This is a genomic window from Rhizobiaceae bacterium (assembly GCA_023953845.1).
Lineage (GTDB): Bacteria > Pseudomonadota > Alphaproteobacteria > Rhizobiales > Rhizobiaceae > Arvimicrobium.
In genome coordinates this window covers 845,582-866,087 of record JAMLJC010000002.1, presented here as the reverse complement: position 1 = coordinate 866,087, position 20,506 = coordinate 845,582, and the positions used below count along the sequence as shown (strand labels likewise).

General features: G+C 62.0%; 27 protein-coding genes. 3 read left to right on the top strand and 24 right to left on the bottom strand.

The annotated features are described in order from the left end of the window. The 3 genes from M9955_26290 to M9955_26280 all read right to left on the bottom strand — a co-directional run. Positions 1–826 (bottom strand): tape measure protein (locus M9955_26290; GenBank protein MCO5085158.1); only part of this gene is annotated, 826 nt, incomplete at its 3' end. A gap of 512 nt (positions 827–1,338) precedes the next feature. Further along, positions 1,339–1,485, bottom strand: a complete 147-nt coding sequence (locus tag M9955_26285; protein ID MCO5085157.1) for a hypothetical protein — start codon at positions 1,483–1,485, stop codon at positions 1,339–1,341. Positions 1,486–1,550: 65 nt separating this feature from the next. Beyond that, positions 1,551–1,964, bottom strand: coding sequence for a hypothetical protein (locus tag M9955_26280; protein ID MCO5085156.1), 414 nt, complete (start codon positions 1,962–1,964; stop codon positions 1,551–1,553). A gap of 40 nt (positions 1,965–2,004) precedes the next feature. Between M9955_26280 and M9955_26275 the strand changes: the two genes are divergently transcribed. Beyond that, positions 2,005–2,799: a hypothetical protein gene (locus tag M9955_26275; protein MCO5085155.1), complete on the top strand. Its 795-nt coding sequence runs from the start codon at positions 2,005–2,007 to the stop codon at positions 2,797–2,799. On the opposite strand, the gene M9955_26270 is transcribed toward M9955_26275, so the two are convergent. From M9955_26270 to M9955_26220, 11 genes are all read right to left on the bottom strand, one after another. Further along, the gene (locus tag M9955_26270) at positions 2,796–3,233 is read right to left on the bottom strand and encodes a DUF3277 family protein (GenBank protein ID MCO5085154.1); all 438 of its coding nucleotides are present in this window, start codon (positions 3,231–3,233) and stop codon (positions 2,796–2,798) included. The two genes, M9955_26275 and M9955_26270, sit on opposite strands and share 4 nt — an antisense overlap. A gap of 879 nt (positions 3,234–4,112) precedes the next feature. After that, positions 4,113–5,153: a DUF3383 domain-containing protein gene (locus M9955_26265; GenBank protein ID MCO5085153.1), complete on the bottom strand. Its 1,041-nt coding sequence runs from the start codon at positions 5,151–5,153 to the stop codon at positions 4,113–4,115. Between the two features lie 89 nt (positions 5,154–5,242). After that, positions 5,243–5,767 (bottom strand): hypothetical protein, encoded by a 525-nt coding sequence (locus M9955_26260; GenBank protein ID MCO5085152.1) that lies wholly within the window; start codon positions 5,765–5,767, stop codon positions 5,243–5,245. A gap of 1 nt (position 5,768) precedes the next feature. After that, positions 5,769–6,173 carry a hypothetical protein gene (locus tag M9955_26255; protein MCO5085151.1) on the bottom strand — a complete coding sequence of 135 codons (405 nt, stop codon included), beginning with the start codon at positions 6,171–6,173 and terminating at the stop codon, positions 5,769–5,771. Next, the gene (locus M9955_26250) at positions 6,170–6,664 is read right to left on the bottom strand and encodes a hypothetical protein (protein MCO5085150.1); all 495 of its coding nucleotides are present in this window, start codon (positions 6,662–6,664) and stop codon (positions 6,170–6,172) included. Before M9955_26250 ends, M9955_26255 begins: the two co-directional genes overlap by 4 nt. Beyond that, positions 6,664–7,056, bottom strand: a complete 393-nt coding sequence (locus M9955_26245) for a DUF4054 domain-containing protein (GenBank protein ID MCO5085149.1) — start codon at positions 7,054–7,056, stop codon at positions 6,664–6,666. The genes M9955_26250 and M9955_26245 overlap by 1 nt, the downstream gene beginning before the upstream one ends. Further along, positions 7,053–7,412, bottom strand: coding sequence for a hypothetical protein (locus M9955_26240; GenBank protein ID MCO5085148.1), 360 nt, complete (start codon positions 7,410–7,412; stop codon positions 7,053–7,055). The genes M9955_26245 and M9955_26240 overlap by 4 nt, the downstream gene beginning before the upstream one ends. 3 nt (positions 7,413–7,415) lie before the next feature. Beyond that, the gene (locus M9955_26235) at positions 7,416–8,348 is read right to left on the bottom strand and encodes a DUF2184 domain-containing protein (protein ID MCO5085147.1); all 933 of its coding nucleotides are present in this window, start codon (positions 8,346–8,348) and stop codon (positions 7,416–7,418) included. Positions 8,349–8,361: 13 nt separating this feature from the next. Beyond that, positions 8,362–8,838 carry a DUF2190 domain-containing protein gene (locus M9955_26230; GenBank protein ID MCO5085146.1) on the bottom strand — a complete coding sequence of 159 codons (477 nt, stop codon included), beginning with the start codon at positions 8,836–8,838 and terminating at the stop codon, positions 8,362–8,364. A 3-nt stretch (positions 8,839–8,841) separates the two neighbouring features. Continuing rightward, a complete protein-coding gene (locus tag M9955_26225; GenBank protein MCO5085145.1) occupies positions 8,842–9,978 on the bottom strand; it encodes a DUF2213 domain-containing protein in 1,137 nt (378 codons plus the stop codon). Between the two features lie 8 nt (positions 9,979–9,986). Further along, positions 9,987–11,150, bottom strand: a complete 1,164-nt coding sequence (locus M9955_26220; protein MCO5085144.1) for a class I SAM-dependent methyltransferase — start codon at positions 11,148–11,150, stop codon at positions 9,987–9,989. On the opposite strand from M9955_26220, the gene M9955_26215 reads away from it, so the two are divergent. After that, positions 11,149–11,370 carry a hypothetical protein gene (locus M9955_26215; protein MCO5085143.1) on the top strand — a complete coding sequence of 74 codons (222 nt, stop codon included), beginning with the start codon at positions 11,149–11,151 and terminating at the stop codon, positions 11,368–11,370. The genes M9955_26220 and M9955_26215 overlap by 2 nt on opposite strands. Here M9955_26215 and M9955_26210 read toward each other — a convergent pair. From M9955_26210 to M9955_26195, 4 genes are all read right to left on the bottom strand, one after another. Next, complete coding sequence (locus M9955_26210; protein ID MCO5085142.1) at positions 11,361–12,158, bottom strand: minor capsid protein; 798 nt, start codon at positions 12,156–12,158, stop codon at positions 11,361–11,363. The genes M9955_26215 and M9955_26210 overlap by 10 nt on opposite strands. Beyond that, positions 12,155–13,429: a DUF1073 domain-containing protein gene (locus tag M9955_26205; GenBank protein ID MCO5085141.1), complete on the bottom strand. Its 1,275-nt coding sequence runs from the start codon at positions 13,427–13,429 to the stop codon at positions 12,155–12,157. Before M9955_26205 ends, M9955_26210 begins: the two co-directional genes overlap by 4 nt. Before the next feature lie 131 nt (positions 13,430–13,560). Beyond that, positions 13,561–14,913 (bottom strand): terminase family protein, encoded by a 1,353-nt coding sequence (locus tag M9955_26200; protein ID MCO5085140.1) that lies wholly within the window; start codon positions 14,911–14,913, stop codon positions 13,561–13,563. After that, positions 14,846–15,280, bottom strand: a complete 435-nt coding sequence (locus M9955_26195; protein MCO5085139.1) for a hypothetical protein — start codon at positions 15,278–15,280, stop codon at positions 14,846–14,848. The genes M9955_26200 and M9955_26195 overlap by 68 nt, the downstream gene beginning before the upstream one ends. Before the next feature lie 147 nt (positions 15,281–15,427). On the opposite strand from M9955_26195, the gene M9955_26190 reads away from it, so the two are divergent. Beyond that, the gene (locus M9955_26190) at positions 15,428–15,901 is read left to right on the top strand and encodes a thermonuclease family protein (GenBank protein MCO5085138.1); all 474 of its coding nucleotides are present in this window, start codon (positions 15,428–15,430) and stop codon (positions 15,899–15,901) included. A 122-nt stretch (positions 15,902–16,023) separates the two neighbouring features. On the opposite strand, the gene M9955_26185 is transcribed toward M9955_26190, so the two are convergent. From M9955_26185 to M9955_26160, 6 genes are read right to left on the bottom strand one after another with little or no spacing between them, the layout of a single operon-like run. Continuing rightward, complete coding sequence (locus M9955_26185) at positions 16,024–16,833, bottom strand: hypothetical protein (protein ID MCO5085137.1); 810 nt, start codon at positions 16,831–16,833, stop codon at positions 16,024–16,026. Beyond that, a complete protein-coding gene (locus M9955_26180; protein MCO5085136.1) occupies positions 16,830–17,279 on the bottom strand; it encodes a hypothetical protein in 450 nt (149 codons plus the stop codon). Before M9955_26180 ends, M9955_26185 begins: the two co-directional genes overlap by 4 nt. Next, on the bottom strand, positions 17,276–19,507 hold the full coding sequence (locus M9955_26175) for an AAA family ATPase (protein MCO5085135.1): 2,232 nt from the start codon (positions 19,505–19,507) through the stop codon (positions 17,276–17,278). The genes M9955_26180 and M9955_26175 overlap by 4 nt, the downstream gene beginning before the upstream one ends. Then, positions 19,504–20,019: a hypothetical protein gene (locus M9955_26170; GenBank protein MCO5085134.1), complete on the bottom strand. Its 516-nt coding sequence runs from the start codon at positions 20,017–20,019 to the stop codon at positions 19,504–19,506. The genes M9955_26175 and M9955_26170 overlap by 4 nt, the downstream gene beginning before the upstream one ends. A 5-nt stretch (positions 20,020–20,024) precedes the next feature. Next, the gene (locus M9955_26165; protein ID MCO5085133.1) at positions 20,025–20,315 is read right to left on the bottom strand and encodes a hypothetical protein; all 291 of its coding nucleotides are present in this window, start codon (positions 20,313–20,315) and stop codon (positions 20,025–20,027) included. Beyond that, entirely contained in the window at positions 20,312–20,500 is a 189-nt protein-coding gene (locus M9955_26160; protein MCO5085132.1) for a hypothetical protein, read from the bottom strand. The genes M9955_26165 and M9955_26160 overlap by 4 nt, the downstream gene beginning before the upstream one ends. Between the last annotated feature and the right edge of the window lie 6 nt (positions 20,501–20,506).

Below are 20,506 nucleotides of genomic sequence, written 5' to 3'. Positions count from 1 at the left end.
CATCGCCGATGGCTTGACCTATCGCGTCAAAGCCCTTTCCGATCCACCCGCCAACACGAAGGACGGCCCGGCCAAGCCGCATCGCCGCCTGGGCTGCGCCGACCATGACGTTGGATATGGTACGCGCCCACTCCTTGGCCTCCTTCGTCTCAAGGAAGTCGCTGAATTTCTGCTCAAGCTCATCCAGGTTCTTCTTGACGAAATCGAACCATCCGGCGTCCGAAATCATCAACTGGAACTGCTGGTAGGCATCGCCAAGTTTGTCGATCAGGCCGTCATAGGTGCGCGCCATCTTCTCGGACGCGCCGGCATACTTCCTTCCGATCTCGTTGATCAGAAGCTGGATTTCAGTCCGACCAAGCTTTCCGGCCTGAGACAGTTTTTGTAGCTCGGTGACATTCTTTCCGGTCGCCGTGGCGAGCATGTCCCATACCGGGATACCCGCCTCGGTAAGCTGAAGGATTTCACCGCCTTGCAGCTTCTGCTTCACCCACGCCTGACCGAGCGCGAGCGACAACCGACCAAGCTGCTGCGTGCCCTTGCCCGACGCGGCCATCGCATCGGTCAGCGCCATCAGCGAGCCGTTGGTCGGATCGATGCCATAGTTTTTCAGCTGAGCGTAGGCATCCGCCGTGTCAGCCAGGCCGAGCGGCGTATCCTTCGCAAACTGCTGCACCCATGCCAACGCCTCTTTGGCCTTGTCCGCGGAGCCTTCCAGCGTTTCGAGGCGGATGCCAAGATTTTCAAAGGTCGCGCCGGTCTTGGTGACGTCTCCAGGCAGTGAGCCGATCGTGCTGGTCAGTCTGGTGACCGCCTGCGCAGCCATAGACCCGATGAAGGAACCGACGGCGACACCAAGTATGCCAATGGACTTGGCGGCTCGCTGAGCGTTCTTCTCGGCACTCTGCAGGCCGTCGGCGAAGCGCTTGAGATCGCCCTCGCCTTCCAGATCGAAGCCGAGTAGCGCGATCAGTTCTTCAATGATCAAGGATCGACTCCTGAACGGCGCGCTGGTTCAATGAATGGAAACGGGAGGAAGTCTTGGACAAACGCGCATTTGCAGAAGCGCTCGCTACCCACGAGCGCGTGAACGACCTTTTCCTTCAGGAACTACTCGAGCACCTGATCCTAGAAATGCCGTCGTTTAACGCAGAACTGTTTCTCGAGCGGCTATACGCCCGTCAATCCACTCTCCCAACTCCTGATAAGCCCGATCCTCGATCTCCCAAAACTCGTGAGGAGGTGTTTCTGGGACTGTGGAGCCGGAAGATTGCATTGACTGAAGTTGCTGCTCGGAATGCAGGTCGAATCCGAGTATCGCGATCAACTCAAGAATAATCATCGCTTGTTCTTCCGTTCGGCTTCGCGCCGCGAGCGCTCGTGGAACGCTTCCTTGAGGTCCAGCGCCTCATGGAGGTCCGCCAGATCATCGATCGTCAGAGCGGTCTTGAGTTCCATCATCGTGCAAAGCGGCGGCTCGGCCATGCAGGGTCGCCAGAGATACATGTCGCTCGCAATGTTCGGCGCGACGCGTCTGATCTCGGCTGGGCTCAGGCCGCCTGACTGGCCTTCAAGACGCTGCCCAGCTTCGCGCCGAAAAAATCGCGGTAGTTCACCTGAAGCACGAAGGCCACGACCTGAAACGCCTCAAGGAGATCGTTGGCGAAGTGCATGTCGTAGATGACCCCTTCGTAGGAGCCGCCGTTTTCCTTGACCTGCGCGAGTTCCGCCATCTCAACCAGGAACGCGGTGAGTTCGTCGGCCGTCGAACTCTGGAGGATGTCGGCGATTGCGGCCAACGCGGCATGCCCGCGCGTGGCGTCGTCAGCGGCGGCGATGGTCTTGGCGAGGTCCGTCATACCGGGGCCGACGATCTTCGTCAGCCTGATCAGGTTGCGCGTCGCCGTGGTCGCTGGCATCTTCTCTGCGCGATAGGTTCGCGTTCCGATCTTTTTTTCGGGCATTACAAGTACCTTTCGAAGCCGAAGAGTTGAGGGGTGGCCTATGGCCAAGCAGTTGCAGCCCGGTCAGGGCGAGAAGGTAAAGGTGAACAAGTTCGCCTTGGTCGCCGCGGTCCTCACCGGCCTGCTGATTCTCGGCTCCATCTTCGGCGAAAAGAAAAAGGCCGAATCCGCGGCTTCAGTGCCGCCTGAACAAACCGTCACCGTGGAGCCAGCCAACGAAGCGAGCGTCGCCGATAATCGGCAGATCGTTGACGTTGAAGCGCCTCCGGTGAACGAGCCGAAGGCAGACCACCGCGCGCCCATTCGCGACGGCGCTTTCTTCCCGATCACCAAGCAGGATGCCCCAGAACTGTTCCGGCAATGGGGACAGGAGTGGATAGACCGCATCAACAAGGCTACAGAAGAAGCCGTGAACATCACCGCGTCCGCTGAAAAGTGCGACGAAGTTTCCCTGAGCGGCTTCTCCTTCGACCGCAGCGTTCCGAAAGAGAAGTTCTCCGTATTTGTCGACTGCCTGAACGGCGAACGCTTCTACTACACCGAAGCCGAAACCCAGAGTTCCGCCCCACAGCCGACGGCGCTTTCGGAGAGCCTCGCCAAAATCACCGACATCGATGCGTTCACATCGTGTGAAGCATTGGCAAAGCCGCAACTCAACTTCCCGTCCACAATGGACGTCTCGTGGCTGAACTCGGTCGCCGACCGGAAGCAGTTCGGCATCAACGTCGCACTGTCGTTCGAGGCGAAGAACGCGTTGGGAAATGAAGTCCCCTACGTCGCCTACTGCGTTGTGACCGCCGAAAACACCGAACTGCTGTCGATCAAGCCGCGCTAGGCGTAGCTGCGGCTATCCCAGATCCAGCCCTGCGCGTAGAGCTCCCACTCGCGCACGGCAGCATTCACGCCGAAGCTTTTCGTCGCCATGCCCCGGATCACGACCTGCGAGGACGATCCGCCCTCGCCGTTGCCGGTGTCGCGCACCGAGAACGCCATCGGGTCGAGCTGGCCAGTCTTCAGCGTCCGGTACTTCTGGTCGAGGTAGCGGTGGATGGGACTGTTCGGCTGGAGCCGGATGCGAATGTAGACGGACTGGTCCGCCGTGACCGACACGATCGCGGCGCCGTCGGCGCCAACCAGATCGTTGGCGACCTGGCTGCGCTCCTCGATCTCGATCGCGTCGTCGCCTTCCCAGAGGCCGGTGATGTCGTTGCCGTTCAACGTCGCCTTGACGTTGAGGTAGCTGTACATCGTGAGTGCGGTGTTGGACATTCCTTTTTCCTTTCAAGACAAGGGCGCGCCGACCTTGGGAAAGGTCGTTTTCCTTCGTTCAACGAGCGATTTGTGCTAGAAAGGACGGGCCGAAACAGCGTTCGCAGCGCTGCCCGGCCCTAACCACGCCAACCTGTTCAGAGGTCAGAAATGGCTGCATCCTTCCCTATTCCTACTCACCACCGATTCCAAGACTTGACCGGGCGGCGGTTCACCCGGTGGAGAGTTGTCAGCTACGCCGGGCCTCGCGGGCCTCATCACTATTGGAACTGCGTTTGCGACTGCGGCACTGAGAAAGCCGTCGCCAAGAACAGCCTCACTGCCGGCAAGAGCCTTTCTTGTGGGTGTCTCAAGAACGAACAGCTTGCCGACCGCCGTTTTCGTGACCTACGCGGCATGAGGTTCGGACGGCTAACTGCCCTGGAGCCTCAACAGCGCGCCGGCCTTCCCTATGATTGGCACTGCCGATGCGACTGCGGCAACAAGGCCGTGGTGGCTGGACCGGCGCTCACCAGAGGGCTCACATCCTCCTGCGGCTGCCTGCAGGCAGAAACCCGCCCGCTCAACAATCGCACCCACGGCATGACCAAATCACCCGAATGGTACGCTTGGTGCAGCATGAGACAGCGATGCTACAACGACACATGTCGAGAGTACCCCTACTACGGCGGCCGCGGCATCTATGTCTGTGATGAATGGCGTGACAGTTTCGAGGCTTTCTACCAAGACATGGGGCCTCGCCCATCTGACGAATACTCTATCGACCGACACCCGGATAATGACGGTCCATATGCTCCTTGGAACTGCCGATGGGCGACGAAAAGCCAACAGGCATACAATCGTCGCCCAAAGTCCAAGTGACTGATTTTACGAAGATTTTTAAAAAGTCATCGTAAACGCCACCGAAGCGTAGTGGCAGGCACCGGCGTATCGGAAGACGCCAGAGATCGGAGGCGCAATTCGGTTGCGGCGCTGGGCGGCAGAGATGCTGCGAACGCGCGTCGGAGTGATCTCGTAGGCAGGGACGAGATTGCCTTCGTCATCGAAGTCTTCGGCGATCAGGCCGGCCGTCACGGCTCGGTTCATGACTGCCTCGACACCCGAGGCGAGGATCTGGACGCCCGGATCCGTCATCGGCACGCGGTCATTGGTGTTGAGGATGCCAAGCAATTCTTCCTGGGTGCGGGCAATCAACCAGTCGGAGGCGTGGATTTCGTCAATAAACGCCTTCGACAGGACATTGCCTTCGACCAGCACCGGCGCGCCGCCGATATTCACGAAGACGTTGGCCAGGTGGCCAGCAGTCGCATCGAGGCCGAGCGCCGGAACGAAGCCGGTGATGATCTGCACCGGCCCGGAAGCCTCGTTCAGCAGGTCAACCCCGCGCATGCGCTTGAACTTCGACGTGTAGGCCGATGCCGGCCGGTCGAAGTTGCGGGTCGCGGTAAAGGCGGCAACGGCTGCCTCGAGGTAGTCGCCGGCCGCGGCGTTGAAGAACACGGCAGTGCGGTCGTATTCGAGCTTGTTGCGCGCCGCGACATTGGTCGTGTCCGACAGCGTCTTCAGCAAGACGTCCGTGGTGCCGAGGAACAGGATCTTGTTCTTGCTCTCGGTCCAGACGATCGCGGCGTCTTCGTCGGTGTCGACACCCCTGATGCTGTTCGTGAACACCAGCTGGTACCAGTTGTTGTCGAATGCGACGATGGCGTCGAGCTCGTCGGAGATGTCGGAACCTGTCTCGTTCTCACGGAAGCCGATCTTGATCTGCAGCGGCCGCGGATTCTGCGCGAACATCGTCGCCGCGACCTTGTACGCCTCATCAGAGGCGTCCCAATCAGCCGCCACTTCTTCCATGGTTGAATAGACCTTGGTCCGAACGTTATCGTTCACCGGCCCTGTCGTCTCGTCGGTGACGATCAAGGGCGTGCCGAAGCCCTGGATCGTCGGGAAATTGTCCTGCCGCGTGACCGTCACCTCGACCGCGCGGCTGATCGGTAGAACAGCCATGTTCAATCTCCTGTTGGTTTGGCGTAGTCACCCGACACAAGATCGGGGTTGGTGGTCGGCCCCAGGGTGACGGTGCCTTCCAAGACCTCATCGACCGGGATGCGGCCGATCTCGATTTCAGTGCCGGCGCCGTCAGTGATGACGCCGCGAGAGACATAGCCTCTGATGGCCATGTCGAATTGCGCCCGGCCCTCCCATTTGCCGTCGACGAGTTCCGGCACGCGGCGGATGTCGCGGATCGGCTGAACCAGCAAAGGCCAGAGGCGGAATGCGCCGGCGTCACCAGACGCCCAAGTCACCGCGCGGCGGGCGCGATCCAGAGGGTCAGCGGCGTAGACGTGGATCGAATAGAGCCATTCGAAGGGAAGGACCGGAACCTGATAGAGGTTCTTGACCCCGTCCGTCTCTTCTTCGGCTTCTTCCTCGTAGGCATAGGCAACGGCATGACCGAGCGCCGTGCCAGCTATGAGGTTGACCATGACGTATTCACCGGGCGGGCGAGGCGCGCTCGGATGCGCCTCGATCACCTCAATGCCAGTCGCCTCCATCAACCACGGCCGGAGTGCTTGAAACAGATCGGTTTCTCTCAACGTCGCGCTCCAGCAGGGCCTTGTGGTAGTCGCCCTCGATACGGGGCCAGACCTTGAACACGCGGAACCAGCGGCCCTGTATCTGGATCGCGTCCGCCACTGTCTGCGCATCCTCGTCGGCGGTGCGAAGCTCTTCCCGGCTCCAGATCGTCCAGACGATGCGCTCTCTCTGGCCTTCCGGCAGATCGTAAAGGTCTCTGCCAGATGGCGAGAACACCGCAGCTCTGATCGTCGCAGAGGTCGGAGAACCGTCGATCCAGCGGCCGTCAACGTAATTGCCGGCACCAGTTCGCAGGCGCGAATAGTCCTTCGCGTAGAAGTCGATCGCCAGAGCAGCGTTCATCGATCGATTTCCCATTGCGTGCGATTGCGCATGTCGGAAGTGTCGATCAGCGGCTTGTTCGATCCCTTGATCGCAACGGTAACTGGACTGTTTGGCGGGCTCGAAAGATCGGAAATAGAATCCTTGACCTGCTCAACGCCTTCTGTTCCGAGTTTGGCGAGCGCTCCTCGCATATCCAAACGGCCGGCGATGATCTCTTTCGCGGCTCCAATGGCGACACGCCGAAATTCCGGCTGGCCCTTCTTCATCGCGAGCCGCATGAACGGGCGTTCGGGGATTGGCCCTCCGAAGCCGCCACCGCGAGGCGTTTTGAAGCCCTTCCCCGAACCCTTCGTGCCGAATTCGTTATAGAACGCCTTCATCACCACGTCCCCGCCAGCACTGCCGGGATATCCCACCTTGACCTTCTTCGGGCCGCGAATGGCGCGCACGATACGCGAGAGAAAGCCCGCGCCATCGCCCTTGCGGACAACCTTGATCGTGACGCCCATCACACCACCGCGACGGCGGGGAAGTTGCGCCGCATCAGATCGAGGAACCGGAGGCCGTACTCAGTCGAGGCGAATGACGATGCGCCGCCGCCTGCCGATGTGCCGTTGCCGGCAAACTCCGTCTCGACATCTCCGACCTTGAAGCGCTTCACCGGCCCCGTACCAGCCGTTGCGCCCGACGCCCCGCGCAACGTTCTCCCCGGCTCGCCCTCCATCGCCAGCAAATGAGCCGCGAGGTAGAGCGTGGCCGGCCTGCGGTCACGCTCAAGCCAGCTTTCGCCAACCTGCGGGATAGCCTCCGCAAGGATCAGGTCTATCAGCGTGTTGCTGACCGCCGTGAACTCGGGAAACCTCGCCTTCAGATCGGCGGCGGTCGGCGGAACATAGGTCATGGCAACTCCGTGGCGTCTTCGGCCGCCGCGTCGTTCGCCTCGGCGATCTTCGCCTTCAGCGCCTCCACGTTCCAACCGTGATAGGCGCGCTTGCCCACCTTCTCCTGATATTCGGAGCGCAGAGCGGTAAGCTCATCGTCTAAGGGCTCAGGGGAAGGCCCAGGAGCGGGCTCGGGCTGAGCAGGCTCATCGGAGCCTACTTCCTCGATAACTCTCGCCTGAAGCCACGCCTTGACCACGGCATGGCCCTTGATGATGTTCCAGCGCTTGACCTCAGTCTCCACGCCGGAAGGCAGCACCGGCCCGCCCAGAGGCAGGCCGAGCGCCGAGTGATGGTGGTTGACGACCTTCGCCATGGGTCACGCTCCGTCGCCGTAGCGGACTTCCTTCGGGCGGCGAATGTCCAACCCGCCGAGACGGAAGACGCCGGGAACGACCCAGTGCAGCGGGCCGTCCTGATAGACCGGTAGGAACCTGTGAGGCATCGGGATGTGAGCCTTCAGCACCTGCGGATCGCGGCGATAGGCGATGATGCGCTGCGTGTTGCCGGCGCCAGCCGTGGCAAGGCCGCGCATGGCACGGATCGTCAGCGGCTGGCCCGTGGTCGCGGTATAGGTGTTGTTGCGGCGCAGGAACTCCAGAAGGGTGCTCTGCGTATCGCCCAGCCGCGTGGTCGCCAGCAAGTTCAGGCGCGTGTGCGACATGAGCAGCGTGTCCGCCATGGACGTATAGGCCGTGTCCGTGGCTGTACCCATGATGAGGTCGTTCACGTCCTGAAGGATGTCATCCTCGGTAGCGCCCGTCCCAGTCCAGTCGCCGTTGGTCAGGCTGGCCGCGCTGACGCCGGTATAGTCGATTAGGCCTTTGAAGCCCTTCGTTGCGTCACCGTAGAGCATGACGCGATCGACCATCTCCTCGTAGGCACGGCGGGCCGCCATGGCGTCGTCGTTGGGCAGATTGCGGCCCAACATCATCGCGACGTTGACCTCTTCCCAGCCCCAGCCGTAGCCGATCGCGGCGGTGTAGACGCTGGTCTTGAACTCGGTCAGTTCGGTGCCAGCGAGCGGGATGTCATCGGCATTGCCGTTGATCCAGTTCGCCTTGCCGAACTTGTCGGACGAATAATAGGTCACGGTCTGCGCGAAGGGGTGCGCGGACGTGTCGACCGGGATGAGCGTCGGATACTGGATGTCCGGGTAGACCGTCTCGTTGACGGCCGTTTCGACGTGCGTGGTCTGCGAGCGGACGAAGCCGAGCGCAGCCTGGGCGTCGAAGGTGACGTTCACGTTCATGGATCAGGCCTCCTTAGCCCAGACGAAGCTTCGCGAGGCCAGCCCCGGAGGTGGAGCTTTCCCAGCGAGCATTCGGAATTGCGACAACACCAGCGCCGACCCCGGCCGTGCCGAGAACGCCGGAAGCGAGCGTGACGGTGACGTCCTCGCCAGCCTTCACCGCGCCAGCGACTTCGACCCAGATGACGCCGCGCCGCATGATGCGAGCGGATTCGTACTGGGCGAACTTGTTGGGCGTCTCGGGGCGGACGGAACGTTCGCGGACGGTGATGCCGAGGAACTTGTAGGCATCCATGTCCGCCGTATCGATGTCGGCGGTGCACTGGCCGTCCTTCGAGCCGTCGGTGGCGGCCTCCTGCACGACCTTGCCGAAGCCGACGCCGGCCGCGTCGATGATGGTGCGGGAGATGAGGACGACAGGCTCCTCATTGGCGATCATGCCGGCACGGGCCGCATCGATCGTCTCGTTGTAGGTGGTCTGAACAGCCATTGCTTAGGCCTCCTTCTTCGGCTTCCACGCATCGGAAAGGCGCTTTTCGTAGGCGGCCTGGCCGTTGTCGTTGGTGAGGGGTGCGCGATCCTGCGACTGCAGGGCGGCACGGACGGGATCGACACTCTTCGCCGCATCCTCGGCGAGGATATCGAAGCGGGCGTCGATGTAGGCTTCCGCCTTGTCCTTGACAGCGGCATCGCCGAGCTTGGCGACGACGACCGCCTTGCGGATTTCGGCGTCGGACAGGCCGTCCGTCTTCACGTCGGCCGCAATAGCCTTGGCGGTGGCGATCAGGTCGCCGCGAGCCTGCACGAGCTTATCGAGCGCGGCGGCGTCGAGAATCTTGGCGTTGGCAGCATCGCGTTCGGCGTGCGCCTTCGCCAGTTCGGCGTCTTTGGCCGCGAGCGCCGTGGCGTGGTCGGCGGTCAGGGTGTCGATCTTGGCGGCGGATGACGCCAAGTCCTTCTGGAGCTTGTCGATAGCCTGGGCGCCTGCGTCGGTCGTCTCGACCTGGAGCCCATCGACCAGCACTTTTCGCAGAGCATCAGCCATCTGGCTTGTCCTTTCATCTGCTGTCTGGGGTGTGACAGGGCTCGCGCCCCACTTGCCTGCATCGTCGCCGATGCGGACCTCGGAACCGGCGCGGCCGCGCTGCACGATGGCAACGTGATTCGCCCGGATGTTCTTCTGAATGGCGTCGTACGCCTCGCCGGAGGCCGTCTGGCCGGTCTCGAAGGCGAGATCGCACGTATAGCCGGCCGACAGTTCGCGCTTGCCATCCTCGATGAGCTTGATCGTCGCTCCGTCGCTCACCATCAGCGGGACGCGGATCATGGAACCGTCGCGGGCCACTTCGTCCGACGTGTTGCCGACGGCGTGGTCTTTCCAATTGTCGGCCGTCACCGGCTCGGCCGGATGGTCGTTCGTCACCGGGCGATGCGCGAAGCTCGCCAGAGTGTCCCGGCTGAACACCTCGGCATCGGGCCGGTAGACGCGCACCACGGCCATTTCGGGCTTACCGACCTCATAGCCTGCATAAAGCTGGACGCCGGTACGGGCCACGCGCGCATCGGCGACAAGGTAGCCGTCATCGCGCCGGCGGGTGCCAGCGATGCTCACTGCATCGGTGAATTTCATGATTGTCTCTACGACCTCGCCAACAGGATCACGTCGCGACCGGTGTTTTCGATCACGTCGACCAGCGGGAAATGCGCCTCGACCTGCCGGCGCCACCAATCCGCGTCCTTCACGGTCATGTGCAGCGGCTGTTTCAGAAAGCGCGGCCCCATCTTGTCCGGACGGGTCGCGATGCGGAAATAGGCAGACCTGCGCGTCAGGCTTTCGATGTTCGCCAGCACGTCCAGCACCTTCGCCAGCGGGATATGTTCCATCACGTCGGCACAGAAGGCATAGTCGGCGCGCGGGATTCCTGCGGGCAAATCCCACAGACAGGCTTCCACGAACGGAACGTCGGTTTCCCGCGCGTTCGGCGCGAAGTCGATGGCGAGGACGTCGAGGCCCTTTTCCTCAAACCACTTGGTTGCGCGGCACGGCCCCGAGCCAAAATCGATCAGGCTGCGAACCGGCTTCATATCGCAGACGGCAAACGCCCGCTCGCATTCCAGCATGCCCGGCGACACCCTGCGGTATTCCGGCCGCTGCCAGATCGCGAGATACTTCTCCCGCTCGACAAGGGCGATATCGTCCATGCTCAGAAGGTCCTCGATATCGGCGAACGGAAAGCACCGAAGGGCCGACCGCTCGTTCGTGTTCAGCACCGCCACGCCCTGCTCTTCCAGTTGGGGTGCCATCGCCTCCAGCGTCGGGATGAACTTGTCCCGGTGCTGGTTTGACAGGCACGGCAGCTTGTGGTTGTCGTGCCAGTTCCCTGGCCGCATATCGAAGCCGAGAAGGATGATCGGGTTTGCCCCGAGCAGATACGCCAGGTTGATCGCCGACGATCCGCCGCACCATCCACCGACCGCCTCGGGCCAGTGCGACAGCTTGCGCGGCAGGAAATCCAGCGTCTTCACGTCATGGCCGGTCGGTATGTGCGGCTTCTTCCGCGTGATCTTCAATTGGCCGGTGTGCAGGCCGAGCTTGTCGACGTTCCAGTCCAGCCATCGCCGATCGGCCCAGAACAGGATATCGGCCCATGGCGCCTTGTAGAGGCCCGCATCGTTGACCGCGATCACCCTGCCCCGGCCCTGCAATCGACCGCAATCGAATGCGGCAATTGACGGACCACCGCCGATGATGAATGCTGCCTGACCCTTCCATGCGCCGAGCGGGACCGAAAAATCACCCATGACCGATGACCAGTTTCGCGAGCTTCGGCAGTTGATCCTCAACCTCGCCATCAGGGTCGAGGCCATCGAGCTCCACCTGAAACGGCAGGACGAGCTTTCCGAGCACCGCTTCGGCCTGATCTACGAGTGGTGCGCGCCAGCCTCGTACAAGGCGAAGGTCGACAGCGTCGAGATCGACGTACCCGACGATCTCAGGCGCTTCCTGCCAGATCAGAACTGAACAATACCGCGAGCAACGCAGCGGCAGCGGATCGGCTGGCCGGGCGGCAAACCGCCCTCGGCGCCAGTCGGCTCCCCGTATTTGTAGACCTTGCCCTCAAGCTCCCTGTGGCGCGGCCTGACCCTTTCGTCCCGGCTCGTCAGCCACTTGTAGGACGTCACGCCGGCCTGTTCGTGCCGGATCCTGTTCATGTCACTGTTCAGCTTCGCGATCTGGTCTTGCGCGATCAGCTGCGCGCGCCGATCGGCAATACCGAACTCCTCGGTCAGCGTCTTGCGCAGAGCCTTCGCCGTCTCGCCCTGGATCAGGGCCGTTGTGACCCGCTCCTGAATGCGCTTGACCAGATCGGCGGAAAGGCCCCGGATCAGCCCGACATTCCGGGTTGCTGCCGTCTCCAGATAGCCGGCGAGGTCTTCCTCCCTCACAACAGCCTTGAGATCGATGCCGAGCGCCTTCTTGGCCGTGGCTTTGAACGTCTCGGTGTGCCGCTTCGCCTCCAACCCAAGGACGCGGTCGACCATCTGCTCGGCGGCAGAGGCGAGGTTGGCGACAAACCCGGCGAACCGGACGAAGACGTCATCACCGATATCCCGCATCAGCGTCGCGGCCATCTCCCGCTCGATCTCCGGGAGCATGATCTCCCGAACATAGGCGTTGGCGGCCCTCAGCATGGCCCGCAGCGCCTTCAGGTAGCTGGCCTTGGCGCCTACGCTGTCCTCGATGGGCGGGAGAAGCGCCGTCGTGCCTTTCCTGCGCTCCACCATGGTGGCGAGATCGTAGCGGATCACGGCTTGACCGGCTTGTTCTTCCCAGCCGCCTCGATCCGCGCCATTTCGGCCTCAGCTTCCTTCTCCGCCTCAAGATCATAATCCGGCAGACCGCCAGCATCCTCGATCGCGCCTTCCAATCCCGGGAGGATCGACTGCTCCGTCAGCGCCGTTGCGCCGGCCGTCGCAAGCGCCTCCTGCGGATACAGCCCGGTGTTCGTGAGCGTCGAGATCGTCTCGGCGATGGCCTTACCGATTTCGGAGCGCTCCTTGTCGCTGATCTGCCAGAGCGAAGACCAGATGTAGTGCACCTCGGGCGGCCGGGAGCCAAGCGCGGAGCGGATCAGGCACTCGTCCAGTAACTGCATGGCGGGCGTCATCTCGATGGACTGCATCGAGGCGATCCTGTCGTAATAGTTGCGGGTATCGGCCTCACCCGTGCTGTTCAGCCCGCCGGGAGACGTACCCAGCAGCCGCGTCAGCGGGATATCCGCCGCGCCGGCCACGATCTGCAGGAAACGGTCCATGACGTCGGGCAACGTCTGGAACGTCGCCGACTTCTGCTGATACTCTTCCTCCATATCGAGGATCAGCGTGCCGAGATTCCCTTTGCGGAAAGCCGCATGGGCGAAACGATCAAACAGCCGCGATCGATACTCTGGGCTCGACAGACTCGCCATGAGTTGCGGGACCTTCACGACGTCGATCTTAGCTTCAAAAACGAGACTCGCGACGTTGGCGGCCGTGCCGTCCGCGTTCTTGATTGCCCCAAGAGTAGAGGCCAGGACGCTATCACCCCATCCGCGATTCATCAGGGCGTCCGGAACTTCGTCATCCGGGAACGGCGCGCCGACAAAGCGGACAAGACGCGACGGATGAATGTCGACCTGCCGAGTGTCGGATGACAGCACGTAAACCTTCGGCTGGCCGTAATGCGGCGATTCGGGATCAGTTTCGATCTCGCCAGGATTGAGGCCGCGTCGAGCCAGAACCGTCAGGAACTTGATGCCGCCCGTCTTGATGCGCTCCGCTTTCAATTCCTGTGACGGATCACGGTCGCCGGTCGCGATGTAGATCGCCGCGCCGCCGAACAGACGGGCCTTCACCCGAGCCTCATAGACCTTAGCCTTCAGTCCAAGGCGCTTCTCCTCCTCCTCGATCTTCTCGATCTGATCGGCTTCGGCCTGCCAGTCGCGCCACTTCCGTGTCGAATCCAGCGCCGGAATGTCCACGATCTTTCGCGGCAGCCATGAGCCGCGATAGGCATTGAGCAGATCGAGATCGGTCAGCACCGGGGCGGCATAGTAGACGCCTGCAGCCTTGTCCCGTAGGGGGTCGCCAAGCCCTGCTAAGCTGTGGATGTTATCTGGGATAAAGGTTTGGGGCTTTGCGGCTCCCTCTCCAAATATTTTGCTCCAGAATCTCATAGCCTATCCACGTTCGCGAGCGTATAGCTCGACCCATCGACCAGCAGTTCGGTCAAAGCCCAGACCAGCGCATCGGCGCGGTCTGGCGAGCCTTCACCGATGTAGCCAGACGCATCGATTTGGCACATCTGATCCTCAAGCTCGGGGAATGAACCGACATGGCTCACCCTGCCCTGTTCGTAGAGGGCGGCCACAGGCTCGGCCCGGGCTACCTTGCCCCGACTGGCTGTGACTTCCTTGTAGGCGACCTTCGGATCGATGGTCTTGATGACATGCTGGACCATGGCCCCGCCGAAATTGCGCTCCGCGATAAGCCGGTCGGCCCGAAACCGCTCTGGCGTCTGCGACCAACCTCCATGATATGCAGCGACAGCTCGACGCCCCCATCCGTCGGGAGATAGCTTGCAAGTCTGGTCAGCGAGAATGTAGCCGCGCCCGTCAACGCCCTTGCCTGCCACGACAATGCCAATCTCGTCACCATCGTCGCTTTCACCCTTCGTGCCTGACGGATCGACCGCCACCACGATACGCTGCAAATCAGGCACCTGCCTCAGCCTGGTCTTGTCGATCGCGTCGCGCGACCACAGCGCCCCCGGCAGATCGTCAAGGATCTCGGCGTTCAGTTCCTGCCGACCGAGGCGGGTGCCTTCGTATTTCTCCCTGATCGTCTTGAGAAAGGTCGGCGCCAGGTTCGACGCGTTGTCAAAGGTCGAGCCCCGGGTGATGACCGTGCGCGGGTCCTTCGCGATCTCCTTCACCAGCGGCAGCGGCTTCGGCGTCGTCGTAATGCAGGTCCTCGGCTGGTTGCCCAGCCTGAGACCGAATTGCGCCATGTCCCACGTCTCGCGCAGGTATTTCCATGCGGCGAGCTCGTCGCACCACATTACCTCATGCTGAGGTCCGCGCAGACGCTCCGGCTCTTCGGCAGAGAAGAGCGTCGCGACTGCTCCGTTGGCCCAGGTCAATCGGCGCTTCGACGGCTCATAGGACGGCCGCCCGATCGGATCGCCCGAATAGGCCTTGTCGCCGGCCCAGCAGACAGCCAGAAGACCGCTCTCGCCTTCCACCATGACGTCACGGGCATCCGACGCCGTCGGCGCGATCAGGGCGATGCGGGAAGCCCCGGCCTTGACCTGCTCCCGCGTCCACTCCGCGCCTGTCCGGGTCTTGCCGAAACCACGACCGGCTAGGATCAGCCAGTTGAGCCAGTCACCCTCAGGCGCGATCTGCTCCGGCCGGGCGAAGAAGCGCCAATCGCGCAGAAGGCTTTCGCACTCGTCGTCAGTGAGGCTTGCCAGCGCCGACCTGATCTGCTCCGGCGCCATGCTGGCGAAGGAGGAGACGTTCAAGCTTCGACCTTGCATCCGTCACCGTCACGTCGACCGTGACGGACTGGCTGATATCCTGCCGGTCGGTCTGATCGAGGTAATTCTTGCCGAGGAAGATCGCCATCGCCGCATTCTTCTTCGCAAGTGCGAATTGCGTGCGCCGCAGCGAGGTCTTGCCGCCTTCCTTGCCCTTTTCCAAGGCCTCTCCGACCGCCGGATGGGCGTTCATGAAGGCGATGAACGTCTGGTGCGAAACGGAGAGGACCGCGGCGCACTCCCGCGTGGTCGCCTGAATCTTCCCGAGACCTTCGATCGTCTTGAGGGTTTTGGGGTCGGCGACGAGCGCCGGCGGGCGGCCGGTCTTCTTCCTTGCAGGTGCGCTTTTCATGTGCTGGTCAAGAAACTCACTTCGCGCTGACGACCTTTCCGTCAACGATCTTTCTGCCGATCATGACGGCGCCGACACTCTTCACCACCTTGACGATGGCCTCTCGGCGCTTCTGGCATCCGCTACAGGCCATGGTAATTTGCTCCCATGCGATTTGCTCTCGCCGCCCTGTTACTGCTCACATCGCCCGCTTTCGGCGACGAGATCGCCGGCAGGGCGTCTGTCGTTGACGGCGACACGATCGAGATCGGCGGACGGCGTATCAGGCTTCACGGGATCGACGCACCGGAGAGCTGGCAGGTGTGTCACGACAAGTCCGGGGCGAGGTACCGATGTGGTGCCGTCGCAGCGAAAGCCCTGGACGAAATCCTTTCTGCGTCTCGTCCGACGCGATGCACGATATCGAGCTACGATCGATATCAGCGCCCGGTCGCGACCTGCTGGCGCGCCGACGGACGAGAAATCAATTCGATGATGGTGACGGCCGGCCTCGCGCTCGACTGGCGGAAATACTCCAGAGGCCGGTACGCAAGAGAACAGACCGACGCGAGAGAACATCGGCGCGGTCTATGGTCTGGTTCCTTCACGCCGCCGTGGATCGCGAGATCGCGGAAGAGATAGCAGAATCGCGCGAGCCTTCGATTCTTGCTGATGTAGTGCTCTACCTTGAGATGCCGCGCGCTGCTTGGCCGGGCGGGCTCTTGGCCCGCCGGCCGGGTGGCTCAGCAGATCAAGGTCAGTGTCTACGCGCGTGAGGGTCGATTCCGTGTAGCACGACTTTTTGAAGGAATCGGCCCCGTCGCCATTTTTCCGGCATTTGTCCGGGAAATTTCCGGGTTTTGTCCGGAATTTTTTGCTTGACAGGTTTCCGCAGCGGCCTGTTTTTTGGCCTTTTCAGCCTCCCGCCGGCGACGCATCTGCCACCGCTTCTGCGCCCATGAAAAATCGACGGCTTCGGATACCACGCTCGCGAGGGCGCCGTCTGCCATCCATGAATTGAGGCCGGTTCGACTGCCCGCGTCTTCGTCCAGCGTGCCAGAAACATCGCCGGAAACAGGGCCGCACTGCAACATGGCTGCAGGATCGCTTGCGCAATTCTGCACAGTGTTGCCGTTGAGATGTGCAGAAATTCGCGTAAGAGCGCGATCTTTTCGCCTTCGACCAGTCTCCGGATGGATGCCCTCGACCTGAAAACACCACCGCCGAAACGCCTTGCCGCCGACCTTTGACCTCGCCCATGCAAGAAGCGCCCGGCGCTCCTCGTCCCTGTCAACCATCATCAGCAGGTCATAAAGGCCGTCGAGATCGCGGAGCTCTTCCGCCGTCGGCATCATCCCCATGCGCTCCCAGAACGCCTTGCGCTCCTCGGCAAGAGGGTCGGCGCCGCGCTCAAGCTTGTCGCCCGGCTCCTTCCGCCACCCGGCCTTATCCGCGAAGGAGTGGACGTAGGGCAACTGCTGGGCGCGCAGCGGGGAAGGCCCGACGTGTTCGCGGCTCGCTCTCTCGACCTCGGCGGCGCGGATGAACCGCAGGGCGATGTCACCGATGTTCATGATCGCCTCCTGTCATCGAAGAGTTCCATCTGATCTGCGAAAGGGCCGAAGCGCCGGTAAATGCGTTCATAGATCATACCACCGAGCGCGGCTCGCTGCGAAACTATGCCGCGCAGATCCTGGCACACGAACTGCAGTTCGCCGGCCGGCATCGCATCCCAGAGATCGAGCCACTCGCCAGCCCGTTCGTTGATTATCGGCTGGCACTTACGCACCATGTCGGAGGCCATCCAGAGCCCCACCTCGTCCAGCAGGATCTTGTTGTTCGCCGTTTCCACCAACGTGGTGAGCACGAGACGCAGATGATCCTCGCCGTGCTTGCGCCAGATGCGATCGATCGTGGCGACAGCGCGGGTCTCGCCTGGCCCCGGATAGCGATGCTTCGGGATGACGCGGACGCCGAATTCCTCGCACATCCGGCGGACGTGTTCGGGGACGTCGGTCACAGCAACAAATCCTCGCCCGCGAGGACTTCGGCCATGCCGGGCGAAATGGGCTCTTCCGGGTTTTTCCGGGATTCTTCCGGGAAATTTCCGGGATTTTTCCGATTTCGCATCTCTTCCGGGAAGGTCTCCGGGAAGCCGCGAATGGGACGGCCGGTCCACCACACGTAAGGCCGCGATACGGCGATGATGCCAGCCTTCAGCAGGAACTTGTTGTTGTTCTCGAAGTGCTTCCGGATGCGTTCGCGGGCCTTGGGCTTGTCTTCCTCTGTCGCATCCATTTCGACCGCGGCATCGAAAAAGTATTCGAGCCTCACGACGCTCCTGCCCACGGCTTCCTTCGGGCCGTCCTTATCCGTGGCCACGAAGACACCGTATTTTTCGATCGCCTTGAAAAGGGGCACGAGGAATTTGACCTCCGATGGCCGGACGTCAAACCCGTACTTCTCCTTTTCCGCCTGGAGTTGCTTCTTCTGGTCGACCGTGAGCACGATGCACGATGTGATTTCCTTGCCCGTCTTCTCATTCAGCCCCACGGCGACAGATGCGAGCGAGAAGCGCACCTCAAGACCATCCTCGTCATCCTTCTGCTTGCGCAGCACCGCCGTCCTTATCTTGGTGGCATCATCGACGGTGACCTGAATCACCGTGTCGACGTTCGCATGGATCGAGGTATGGCCCCGCAGCTTCTTGCCATCGGCGTTCATGTGATGGACGAGACAGACGTGGACGCCGCACTCTTCCTCGATGCGCGCGATGTTGGCGAGCACAAAGCCCATATCCTTGCCGGAGTTTTCGTCAGCGCCGATCGTGGCGGTTGCCAGCGTGTCGATGAAAACGACGCGCAGAGGCACCGCCATGGTCAGCCGTGCCTGCTTGATGGCGTCGATCAACCTGTCGATGTCACCGTCCCGGCTGAACAGGTCGACCTTGGCCGGCAAGACGACGAGAGGCAGGGAAGCCGCATCATCGACGCCGAAGTGCTTTACATAGGCACGTTGCCGCTTCTTCATGCCAAGCCCGCCTTCGCCCGCCTGATAGATCACGCCACCCTGCTCGACGTGATAACCGAAGAAATCGACGCCGCGGGCGATGCAGTAGGCCGCGTGGAGCGCGAGGAAGGATTTGCCGGATCCTGATGGCCCGCCCATGACGGAGCGGCCGCGTGACGAAAGCCAACCGTCGATGACGTAGTCGAGTTGGAGACCTGGCCCGTCGATCTCATCATGATAGTAGGCGCCGAAGGCCCGCGTTCGCTCAGGATGCCATGGCTTGGCCTTGCCGGCGAGATCGCGGAACTTCTCGCCGTCGGCGCCGGTCGCCTCCTTCCAATCGGTAATATCGGCCTTCTCTGGCGCATCGCCCCAATGAGCGGCGATGTCGAGAACGCGAACCGACCTCGCCCTCCCGAACAGGCCGGCGCCGCGCAGTTGCGCGCGGGATCGGCCGGGTTCATCGTTGTCGGGAAGGATGACAACGTCCGCGCCGGCGAGATCGTCATCGAAGGCGTCGGACCAGTATTTCGCGCCGCCTGCATTTGTGGTGGCGATGAAGCCCCAACCGCGCAGCGTCTCGACGTCCTTTTCGCCCTCGCAGAGGAAGACGGTGACGCCGTCGGTCTTGGCCTTCAAGACCTCGTCGCGGTGATAGAGCCAGCGCACGGCGTCATCGAACGTCTCTTCGGCCTGATAGTGCTTGCCATCCTTCGCCTTGAACCAGTCGCCCGACTTGACCTGCCCGTAGGTGCCGCCCTGCAATCCCCATACCCAGCCTTTCCCGGCCGGATGCTTGCGGCGCTGCATGTAGCGGCGAGGCGCGGTCTTGGCGAACTTCAGGACCTCGTAGGCAAGGCGGCCATGATCATCGAAGTATTCGAAGGTGGCGACGGGCCAATCGTCCATGAAACCAGCGAACTTGCCCTGCGGCGAGGATCCGTTGGCGGCTCCGTTGGGGCGCTCCTTTCGCTCGAGGAAACCCTCATCCTGCAACCACTCGACGGCCTCGTGTTTGGTGTAGCCGCGAAAGGAGGTGAGCAGGTCGAGAACGCCGCCGCCCGTCTGATCCTCATGATCCGCCCAAACGTTCTTTTGGCAATCGACGGCGATGCTGCCGTTCTTCCCCCATCGCCATTCGCGCCCGGGCGACGACAGAGCCTTGTTCGGCTCGCCAAGGAACTCGGGCAATACCTTGAGCGCAACCGGCTCAATGCTGACGTGAAAATCGTCGCTCATGCTGAGGCGGAAGCCTCCTGAAAGCGACGTTGATTGACAGACTGCTCTTGCCGGCTAGCCCATCGGCAGTTCGATGGCTCGTAGTTCCCATCCGGGTCTTCCCGGTCAAGCGTGGCTTCCGGGAACGGTTTTGGCCCCATGTCTTCGAAGAAACAGGTAAATGGGTGTTGGCCATCTTCGCCATACAGCCAGCGAGAGCAGATCGTGACACCCCGGCCACCATAGTAGGAGTAGCTTGTATCCTTCGGATTCAGGCACCGTTGCCGCATCGCCACCCAGCTTCGATGCTCCGGAGCCTTATTCATGCCGTGACGGGTGGCATATTCGGCGACGCCTTCCGCCCGCAGGCATCCGCAACTGGTGGTTTTCCCCAGCCGTAAGAGTTGGCTGGCAACGATATGCGTGTTCCCGCAGTCACATTGGCATAGCCAGAGCACATTGCTTTTCGCCCGGCGCGGGGACCGAGCAATAACTACGAGGCGGCCAAACCGTTGATCATGGAGGTCGATCATTGCGCTCACCGCCGCACCACCTCAACCGGCCGGCGTCCCTTGCCGGGGAAGACCTTTCCAAACAGTGCCTCGGCCTTTGATCTTTCGGCGCTCATCTTCTCGCCGCTTCGAACGATATCTCCGCAAAGATGAGATCTCAGGGCGCGCCACGCGGCAATCTCGGCTTCGGCCTCCGTCTGGTAGACCTGCGGAACGCCGTTGACCGCGACCTGCTCATAGCCGGCCCGGTGCACCTTCCGAAACTCACCATGGTAGCCGCCATAAACGGGAACGGCACGGGCATCGACCTCATTCATCGTACTGGCCTCTCGATCTCGGCCCGCACCGCGGCGGCGTTCAGAGCCTTACGGGCAACGATGTCGAGGCAGCGACGGCGCTCCATCGCCATGCCGGCTGAATGGATCGCCGCCAGTTCCATGGCCGCTCCCATGTCGTCGCCGGTCTCGATTGCCTTCTTCACGGCGGCCAGTTGCTTGCTCATGTCGAG